Below are 9,521 nucleotides of genomic sequence, written 5' to 3'. Positions count from 1 at the left end.
AAGGAAAGGTTTTTGAAAATAGACCTATGTTATCAACAACTAATCGGTTTTACAACGCATTATTAAACTATAGCCATCATATTTGATAGGCAGTTAATTATCAAAGGATTAGGCGCGTCGGACGTCCGAACAGAACTTTAATATGGGCATTGTTTACTTTCTTTTCATCTTACCACTGCTTTGGTATTGCCAAAAGCTGATACATTGGCGCCGCACCTGGCTTTGGAGTGCTGTTTTTACTAGTGGTAGTGGAAAGCAAGGTGTCCCCCTCTCTCTGATCATTCCCTTTAAAGATGAGGCTGCTAACTTGGCAAGCTTGATTCATTCGCTTAATAAACAATCATGGGATTGTTGGGAGCTTATATTGGTAAATGATCATTCTATAGACAACAGTTTAGAGGTCCTGCGCAGCGCCCTCACAAGTTTTAAGTATCCTGTCAGGGTGATTGAGGCCACAGCATCGGGTAAAAAGGCGGCTTTGTTGCAGGGAGTGCAGGCAGCGCGTTATCAGTATATTGTTACCAGTGATGCAGATTGTACCTTTCATGCCGATTGGCTGGCCTCCATCGCGGCTTACTTTGCACTCAATAAGGCCGATCTTATTATTGGCCCGGTAAGTCTAACGATAAGTGCTGGTTGGCTGCAGCGCTTCCAGCAGCTTGATTTTGCGGCTTTGCAGCTCAGTGGTGGGGCGGCGGCTTTGGACGGTAAGCCCATTATGTGTAACGGGGCCAATCTGGCTTGCCGCAAAGAACTTTACCTGCGAGCACAGATACAACCTGTTATAGCATCTGGCGATGATATGTTTCTGTTAGAATGGATGAAAAAAGAGGGATGTAGCATCCATTATTTAAAAACACCCAGGGCCTTAGTACAGACCCATGCATTGGATAGTTTTGCCAGTTTTATGCAGCAGAGAGCGCGCTGGGCGGCCAAAGCACGAAACTACAGAGATAGGCATATCATAGGCACGGGTATTCTGGTCAGTGTTACTAATTTTATTCTTTTTCTTTCTCTTGTGCTGGTTTTATGGCAGCCCTACTTCCTGATTTTCTTTTGTACATCTTTATTCTTAAAGAGCCTGTTTGATTACCGGCTGCTTAAGCTTGGCGAAAGTGATTTAGGGCTTAAGCTATCTTTTATGGAAGTGTTGGTATGGCAGCTGCTCTATCCCTTGTATGTGCTTATTACGCTGCTTTATCCGTTATTTGTTACTGTGCGATGGAAATCGCGGCATATCTGATCTGATACAAAAAAAGCAGCCATCAGGCTGCTCTATTCATATATCCTTAAATGAATGCTTATCAGCTGGCCTTAAGACGAGCCATGTTGGCATGTTCCATTTTTTTCTTTGCAAAATCAAGTGTGATTACCAGCTCTTTGGCATCTTCAGAGGGAGCGTTAAACATGGCATCCATCATTATGGTTTCGCAGATGGAGCGTAAGCCACGGGCACCCAGTTTAAACTCAACGGCTGTATCTACCACGTAATCCAGCACATCATCTTCGAACTTAAGGGTGATGCCATCTATCTCAAATAGTTTCTCATACTGCTTGATGATGGAGTTCTTTGGTTCGTTAAGAATGCGACGCAGTATCTCACGATCAAGAGGTTGCAGGTAGGTAAGTACCGGCAGGCGGCCGATGATCTCAGGTATCAGGCCAAATGATTTTAAATCCTGAGGCGCAATGTATTGTAATAGGTTCTGACTATCAATCTTCTCGTTGGACTTACTGGCCATATAGCCCACTACCTTAGTGTTTAGGCGCTGTGCAATTTTACGTTCAATACCATCGAAGGCACCACCACAAACAAAAAGAATATTCTTGGTATTTACAGGTATCATTTTCTGCTCGGGGTGCTTACGACCGCCTTGCGGGGGTACATTCACAACTGATCCTTCCAGCAATTTAAGTAGTCCCTGTTGAACCCCCTCACCGGATACATCGCGTGTAATGGAGGGGTTATCGCTTTTGCGAGCGATCTTATCAATCTCATCGATAAAGACAATGCCTTTTTCAGCAGCTTCCACATTATAATCGGCAGCTTGCAGCAGACGTGTTAGAATACTTTCGATATCTTCACCCACATAACCTGCTTCGGTTAAAACCGTGGCATCTACAATGGTAAAAGGCACGTGTAGCATACGCGCAATGGTGCGCGCCAGCAGTGTTTTGCCCGTACCTGTTTCGCCCACCAGTATGATGTTTGACTTTTCAATCTCCACTTCATCAGCACTGCTTTTCTGCATCAAGCGCTTGTAGTGGTTATAAACGGCAACTGATAAGTATTTTTTAGCAGCCTCCTGTCCGATCACATACTGATCTAAGAAGCCTTTAATTTCCAGTGGCTTAAGCAGCTTAATCGCATCAACGTCAAAAGAGTTTTTCTTCTTTACCTCTTCGTCCAGGATGGAATGTGCCTGTTCAATACAGCTATCGCAAATATGCCCCGAAACACCGGCTATCAGTAAGTTGGTGTCCTTTCTCTCTCTACCGCAAAATGAACATTTATCCATATTTCTTTCTCTCGTATAGAAAACGAATGCAGAGCCAACCCAGCAGTTGAATCTGCATCGCTAATCGTATTTAAAATATCTTATTTACTTGAATTTCGAACGAGCACTTCATCGATCATTCCGTATTCTTTAGCTTCCTCTGCTGTCATCCAATAATCGCGATCCGAATCTTTCTCTACCTTCTTATAGGTGTTGCCCGAATGATCAGCAATAATGGTGTACAGCTCCTTTTTTAACTTTCCTATTTCGCGTGCTGTAATCTCAATATCAGAGGCTTGTCCCTGTGCGCCACCCATGGGTTGGTGAATCATAATGCGTGAGTGCTTTAAAGCGGTGCGCTTACCCTTGGTTCCGGCAGTAAGCAGTACGGCACCCATTGAGGCGGCCATACCTGTACAGATGGTAGCTATGTCGGATGAGATGTATTGCATGGTGTCGTAAATACCTAATCCGGCATATACTGATCCCCCTGGTGTGTTAAAATAGATGGAAATATCTTTTGACGGATCGGCCGACTCTAAATACAGCAGCTGCGCCTGAATAACGTTGGCTACATAATCATCAATGGGCAGTCCCAAAAAGATGATACGGTCCATCATCAGACGTGAGAAAACGTCCATGCTTGCTACGTTCAGCTGACGCTCTTCGATAATGGTGGGTGAAATATAACTGTTGGTTACCGAGGTGTATTGATCCAAAGCCAGGCTGTTAATGCCCAGGTGCTTTGTTGCGTATTTTTTAAAATCTTTAGGATCTATCATTTTCAAATAGTTTTGTTTGAAAGTGCTAATTTAACAAATTAAGCCGAACTTATTGATATTGAACTGCGATATGCGCTAAAGTTAACACTTATTGTACTTTAATTGTTGGCTGCTCTTACGCAGAAACAAGAATAGCCCTGCAGGGCAGAGCTATTCTTGTTGTATTCTTATTGCTTAATGCTTCGTGTCATTAAGCTTATTTTGTCTCAAAAAGCTTGTTGAAGTCATCGCGTGCAATTTCTTTCTCTTCTACCTTAACGGCTTCTTTAATGAAAGCGATTACTTTCTCCTGCATTGCTCCTTCAGCCATCTGACGACGTTGCTCTTCCTGCTTAATCATTTCCTGTGCGTAGTTCTCAAGGTGCTCCTCAGGTACACTAGCCAGTCCGTACTGCATAAATTGCATCTTGGCCGATTTTTTGGCAAACTCAATTACGTCAGCTTCTTCGATTTTAATCTCGTTGTTCTTCACCAGTGTGTTGCGAATAAGCTGCCATTTAAGGTCTTCAAGGAAACGTGGCATCTCAGCTTCTAAAGTTGCCTCATCCAGTTTTTCATTATCGCGATTTGTAGCCAGTAGCCAACGCTTAAGGAAGGCTTCAGGGAAATCAACTTTCACTTTGCCCATTAATTTTTCCTTGGCATCCATTGAGAAACGGTATTCTGTTTCCATGGCCAGATTCTTCTCTATATCTTCCTTGATACGGGCATTGAACTCTTCTTCTGAGTTAACCACACCTTCGCCAAATGCTTTGTCGAAAAGTTCCTGGTTCAGCTCTGCTTCTACAAACTCAGTTATTTCCGTTACAGTGAACTGGAAGTCACCACTTAGGGCTTCAGCTTCTTCCTTGGTGATTTTCAGCATGTGCGAAATCTCCGTGTCATTGGGGAATGCTTTCTTAGGATCGAAAACAATCACGTCACCGGCTTTAGCACCCATCAGTTTTGCTTTCTCATCCTCATCCTTCACAATGGCCATTGACATTACCACATCTTGTGGAGCAATACCGTCTTCTTTTACTTCACCATTCTCCAGCTGTGCGAAATTACCTTTTACCAGTGATTTTTCAGTGGCAGCCTCTACTTTTTCGTGCGTACCAAAACGACCGGTTACGGAATCTTTCTGCTGCTTAAACATCTCGTCTGAGATGGTTACTTTGTAATATGGAAGTTTGATGCGTTTGCTCAGGTTCAGCTCAATTTCGGGAGCCAGGGCAATGTCGAAAGCAAAATCAAATTTATCGGCATTGTCAAAGTCGATCAGTTCTTGCGACTCTGATGGAAGGGGCTCTCCCAGGAGGTCAAGCTTCTCTTCAACAATGTAGTTGTGAATTTTTTCAGAAACCAGCTTGTTCACTTCATCAGCAATAACTGCTTTTCCATACATTTTCTTAACCACTCCCATCGGTACTTTACCAGCGCGGAATCCCGGCATGTTAACACGCTTACGGTAGTCTTTAAGAACATTATCCACTCGGCCTGCGTAGTCCTCTTTCTCAACAGTTAATTTGATAACCGCGTTTAATGCGTCAATGTTTTCCTTTGAAATATTCATTTCCTAAAGATTTAAAGTGAACCGTTCCCCCCTATCACTTTTACATTCAAAGGAGGTTGGAATCTATTTTTATTTCACAATTTGTCCAAACTTAAAAACCGCCTCACCACGGAATTACTTCGTAAGTGAGGCGGTTTTGTGCGGATGAAGGGACTCGAACCCCCACGCCCGAAGGCACTAGATCCTAAGTCTAGCGCGGCTACCAATTACGCCACATCCGCATTTCTTAGTTTCGCGGTGCAAAGATATAGCCTTTTTCTTTGCCACCAAATTTTTATTAAGAATTTTTCAAATTAATTTTCTGGTGTAAACTCTCGCCGCCTCAGCTCAAAGTCATCACCCAAATATAAACGTTTCACATCCTCATCAAGTGCAAGTTCCTCAGCAGTACCTGCTTTCAGTATTTTCCCTTCGAACAGCAGGTAGGCACGGTCGCATATTGCCAATGTCTCGTGCACGTTGTGGTCGGTAATGAGAATACCGATGTTTTTAAATTTCAGCTTGGCTACAATTTCCTGTATGTCGCGCACGGCAATGGGGTCTACCCCGGCAAAGGGCTCATCCAGTAAGATGAATTTGGGATTAATGGCCAGTGCTCTCGCTATCTCGGTGCGTCGGCGTTCGCCCCCCGACAGTTGTATACCCAGGCTCTTGCGTATGTGTGTCAGGCTAAATTCCTCCAGTAGTTCTTCCAGTCTTTGATCCTGATACTCTTTTGAGAATTTGGTCATCTGCAATACGGCCTTGATGTTATCCTCCACGCTCAGTTGACGAAACACACTGGCCTCCTGCGCTAGGTAACCAATTCCTTTTTGTGCCCTTTTGTAAACCGGAGCATCGGTTATCTCTTCATCATTTAAAAATATGCGGCCACTGTTGGGGGTAATCAGCCCCACCATCATATAGAATGAGGTAGTTTTTCCCGCTCCGTTGGGTCCCAGCAAACCTACAACTTCACCTTGCTGCACATTTACAGACACACCTTTTACAACGGTGCGGTTTTTATATTTTTTAATGAGGGTGTCGGTATGTAATTTTAAGGGTTGTTCATCCATAAGGCTATGCTTTAGCGGGCGTAAATACGTCGTTCTTTCTTTCAAGTCGTTTAGCTATGATAATGCCCGACTCATATAATATAATAAGGGGAAAGCAAACAAGCAACTGACTGATGACATCGGGCGGTGTAATTATGGCCGCCAGTAATAAGGCAACAACAATGGAGTGTTTGCGGTATTTAATCAGGAAATGTGAAGTGACCAATCCCACCTTGGCCAGGAAATAAATGAATATAGGCAGCTCAAATATGATACCGCCTGCCAGTACGATGGAGGTGATGGTGCTGATGTAGGAGCCCAAATTCACGATATTTTCTACCTTATCGCTGACCTGATAGGTACCTAAAAAATGCACAGATAAGGGGCATATAATGTAGTAGGCGAATAGGATGCCGATGGAGAATAGCGTGGAGGCAAAAAAGATGGCGCCGCGCGAATTGCGTATCTCATTTTGATATAATGCCGGCTTCACAAAGCGCCAGAACTCAAAAAAGATGTAGGGGAAGGCCACTACGATGCCAGCTACAAACGACACCCAAATATGGGTGGTAAACTGGCCTGACATACTTATATTCTGAAAGCTAAGGGGTATCTGGTTAATACATAAAAGCGGCATATCCAACAGCTGTGCGGCTTCGCAAAGGAGGCGGTTGGTGAAGAAGTCAGGGTTGGAGGGTGCCAGAATAACCGTGTCGAATACAAAGCTTTTGAAGATGAAGGCCAGAATGGCAAACACAAAAACACTCCCGAAAGCGCGCACCAGATGCCACCTTAATACTTCAAGGTGTTCCAAAAACGACATTTCCTTATTGTTTTCTTCAGTCATGCACTTATTTTTTTAATAAAATCTTGAATTAACAAAAGTAGATGATCGCCTGTAATTCAAATGTTAAAAAAATTTAAAGCTAAATACCTTAATAAACAGTTAGTGATGATTGCGAAGATAACATAGCTATTCCTAAACACAAACAATTTTGCTTATGCCAAAGATATTATCTAACTTCATTCAACATTGTAACATAGTGGGCAAGGATCTGTATAAAGAATACATTTTGGTTTTCAAGGCTTAAAACCTACAAAAGTTAAAAGGTTATTTTATTTTTGTTGCAATCTATAATCGAGGATAACAACAACTGTTGACCCATGGGGGACAACGGTCTGAAATAGGGATATTGTTATGACAAAGCAGTTGGATCTAAATGCTGGTCTTAAAAAGCATTTTGGGTTTGATACCTTCAAGGGGAATCAAGAGGAGGTCATCAACAACGTATTACAAGGCAACGACACCTTTGTGTTAATGCCCACCGGGGGTGGAAAGTCATTGTGCTACCAGCTTCCGGCTTTGCTATTGGAAGGAACCGCCATTGTGATTTCGCCGTTAATAGCGCTTATGAAAAACCAGGTGGATGCCATGCGTAACTTCAGTGAAGACGATGGTATCGCCCATTTTCTGAACTCATCGCTAACAAAAACGGCCATTAACAAGGTGAAGGAAGATATTCTGGCCGGTAAGACTAAGTTGCTTTATGTGGCGCCCGAGTCACTTACCAAGGAAGAGAATATTGAGTTTCTGAAGCAGGTAAAAATATCATTCTATGCTGTTGATGAGGCGCACTGTATATCGGAGTGGGGACACGATTTCAGGCCTGAGTATCGTCGCATACGACCCATCATTAGTGAGATTGGTGAGTCGCCCGTAATTGCCTTAACGGCAACGGCTACCCCCAAGGTACAGCACGACATTCAGAAAAACCTGGGTATGCTTAATGCCATGGTCTTTAAATCATCATTTAACCGACCCAACCTCTTTTACGAAGTAAGGCCAAAGATGCATGCTTCCAAAGAAATTATTAAGATACTTAAAAATTACACCGGTAAATCGGCCATTATCTACTGTTTGAGCCGTAAGAAGGTAGAAGAATTGGCGGAGACGCTGGTAGTTAATGGAATTAAAGCGCTGCCTTATCATGCTGGGATGGATGCTTCTACCCGGGCTAAGAATCAGGATCAGTTCCTGATGGAGGAGACCGATGTGATTGTGGCAACCATTGCCTTTGGTATGGGCATTGACAAGCCGGATGTGCGCCTGGTGATTCACTACGATATCCCCAAGAGCCTGGAAGGTTATTACCAGGAAACCGGCCGGGCAGGACGCGATGGTGGCGAAGGACGATGCATCGCCTTCTATAGTTATAAAGATATTCAGAAGCTCGAAAAGTTTATGCAGGGTAAGCCGCTGGCTGAGCAGGAGATTGGTAAGCAGCTGTTGCTGGAGACCGTATCCTATGCCGAATCATCGGTGTGTCGACGTAAAACCCTATTGCATTACTTTGGTGAGAAGTATACAGTAAAGGATTGTGAGACCTGCGACAACTGCGTGAATCCGAAAGAGGAGTTTGAAGGACAGACTGATGTGGAAAAGTTGTTGAAGATGATCCTTCAGCTTAAGGAGCGTTTTAAATCCGACCATATTATTAATGTACTTACGGGGAATGCCAATACTGCCATTAAATCCTACAAACACCACGAACTGGATGAGTTCGGTTCGGGCGATGAGCACGATGAGAAGCATTGGAATGCTGTTGTGCGTCAGTCGCTGGTCAGAGGATTGATTATCAAGGATATTGAGTCCTACGGCTTATTGCATCTTAGCAAGGCTGGGCATGCTTTTCTAAAAGCCCCCTACTCTATTGTGATGACCAAAGATCATGATTTTGATACGGTGGAGGAAGAAACGAATACAGGCGGAACGGCTGCGGTTGATACGGTGTTGTTTAATATGTTGAAGGACTTGCGTAAGGATCTTTCCAAGCGGCTTAATCTTCCGCCCTTTGTGATCTTTCAGGATCCATCGCTGGAGGCTATGTCTACCTATTATCCGATCACTATCGAGGAGCTTCAGAATATACCGGGCGTGGGAACCGGTAAAGCAAAACGCTTTGGAAAAGAGTTCATCAAGCTGATTGGTCGTCATGTGGAGGAGAATGAGATTGAGCGCCCCATAGATCTGGTGGTTAAGTCTATCGCCAATAAATCAAAAAATAAAATTGCGATTATACAAAGTATCGACCGTCAGATGCCATTGGATGACATTGCGGCCTCCAAAGGAATGGAGATGGTTGAGCTGATCAAAGAGCTTGAGTCTATTGTGTATTCCGGTACCCGCGTTAATATCGATTATTACATCGATCAGGTGATGGATGAGGATCATCGCGATGATATCTTCTACTATTTCAAGGAAGACGCAGAGACGGATGATATTCAGGCAGCACTTGACGAGCTGGGAGAAGATCAGTACTCCGAGGAAGATGTGCGTATCGTGCGCATTAAATTTATTTCGGAAGTAGGAAATTAATAGGTCAGGGCGGAGCTCTGTTGATAGGGGTTCCGCAGCTACCTGTTGTTATTTTGACTTCGTTTTTGTTGATTATTTGATATTTTTAATTTTAGTATGATTAAAAAACCCAAGTAAAATCAATAAACTGAAAGCGCTGTTCTGCGGCAATTTTTATTAGCTACTGCTATTATTTCGCTGAAGGCTTCTTTATTTTATTTGGCTATAGTTTAATAATGCGTTGTAAAACCGATTAGTTGTTGATAACATAGGTCTATTTTCAAAAACCTTTCCTTA

General features: G+C 43.3%; 7 protein-coding genes and 1 tRNA gene. 2 read left to right on the top strand and 6 right to left on the bottom strand.

The features are described 5' to 3' along the window. Positions 1-142: 142 nt before the first annotated feature. A complete protein-coding gene (locus tag ACRD7A_RS18810) occupies positions 143-1,243 on the top strand; it encodes a glycosyltransferase (protein WP_430812936.1) in 1,101 nt (366 codons plus the stop codon). A 61-nt stretch (positions 1,244-1,304) separates the two neighbouring features. Here ACRD7A_RS18810 and clpX read toward each other — a convergent pair whose 3' ends face one another. From clpX to tatC, 6 genes are all read right to left on the bottom strand, one after another. Beyond that, positions 1,305-2,519 carry an ATP-dependent Clp protease ATP-binding subunit ClpX gene (clpX, locus tag ACRD7A_RS18805; RefSeq protein WP_430812935.1) on the bottom strand — a complete coding sequence of 405 codons (1,215 nt, stop codon included), beginning with the start codon at positions 2,517-2,519 and terminating at the stop codon, positions 1,305-1,307. A gap of 80 nt (positions 2,520-2,599) precedes the next feature. Beyond that, positions 2,600-3,280: an ATP-dependent Clp endopeptidase proteolytic subunit ClpP gene (gene clpP / locus ACRD7A_RS18800; protein WP_430812934.1), complete on the bottom strand. Its 681-nt coding sequence runs from the start codon at positions 3,278-3,280 to the stop codon at positions 2,600-2,602. A gap of 196 nt (positions 3,281-3,476) precedes the next feature. After that, positions 3,477-4,835 (bottom strand): trigger factor, encoded by a 1,359-nt coding sequence (gene tig, locus ACRD7A_RS18795; RefSeq protein ID WP_430812933.1) that lies wholly within the window; start codon positions 4,833-4,835, stop codon positions 3,477-3,479. Positions 4,836-4,974: 139 nt separating this feature from the next. Then, a tRNA-Leu gene (locus ACRD7A_RS18790) sits at positions 4,975-5,056 on the bottom strand. A gap of 72 nt (positions 5,057-5,128) precedes the next feature. Continuing rightward, positions 5,129-5,890, bottom strand: coding sequence for an LPS export ABC transporter ATP-binding protein (lptB, locus tag ACRD7A_RS18785; protein ID WP_430812932.1), 762 nt, complete (start codon positions 5,888-5,890; stop codon positions 5,129-5,131). 4 nt (positions 5,891-5,894) lie between these two features. Then, complete coding sequence (gene tatC / locus ACRD7A_RS18780) at positions 5,895-6,716, bottom strand: twin-arginine translocase subunit TatC (protein ID WP_430812931.1); 822 nt, start codon at positions 6,714-6,716, stop codon at positions 5,895-5,897. Between the two features lie 351 nt (positions 6,717-7,067). Between tatC and recQ the strand changes: the two genes are divergently transcribed. Beyond that, positions 7,068-9,245, top strand: a complete 2,178-nt coding sequence (recQ, locus tag ACRD7A_RS18775; protein WP_430812930.1) for a DNA helicase RecQ — start codon at positions 7,068-7,070, stop codon at positions 9,243-9,245. Positions 9,246-9,521: the final 276 nt, after the last annotated feature.

Origin of the sequence: Carboxylicivirga longa (genome assembly GCF_050589825.1) — a bacterium.
Taxonomy (GTDB): Bacteria; Bacteroidota; Bacteroidia; order Bacteroidales; family Marinilabiliaceae; genus Carboxylicivirga; species Carboxylicivirga longa.
This window is presented reverse-complemented; position numbering and strand designations above follow the sequence as displayed.

What these genes read in the sequence shown, in the direction of transcription:
- ACRD7A_RS18810 (WP_430812936.1), top strand. Translation starts at nt 143, where the DNA reads ATGGGCATTGTTTACTTTCTTTTCATCTTACCACTGCTTTGGTATTGC.
- recQ (WP_430812930.1), top strand. Translation starts at nt 7,068, where the DNA reads ATGACAAAGCAGTTGGATCTAAATGCTGGTCTTAAAAAGCATTTTGGG.
- tig (WP_430812933.1), bottom strand. Translation starts at nt 4,835, where the DNA reads ATGAATATTTCAAAGGAAAACATTGACGCATTAAACGCGGTTATCAAA.
- clpP (WP_430812934.1), bottom strand. Translation starts at nt 3,280, where the DNA reads ATGATAGATCCTAAAGATTTTAAAAAATACGCAACAAAGCACCTGGGC.
- lptB (WP_430812932.1), bottom strand. Translation starts at nt 5,890, where the DNA reads ATGGATGAACAACCCTTAAAATTACATACCGACACCCTCATTAAAAAA.
- tatC (WP_430812931.1), bottom strand. Translation starts at nt 6,716, where the DNA reads ATGACTGAAGAAAACAATAAGGAAATGTCGTTTTTGGAACACCTTGAA.
- clpX (WP_430812935.1), bottom strand. Translation starts at nt 2,519, where the DNA reads ATGGATAAATGTTCATTTTGCGGTAGAGAGAGAAAGGACACCAACTTA.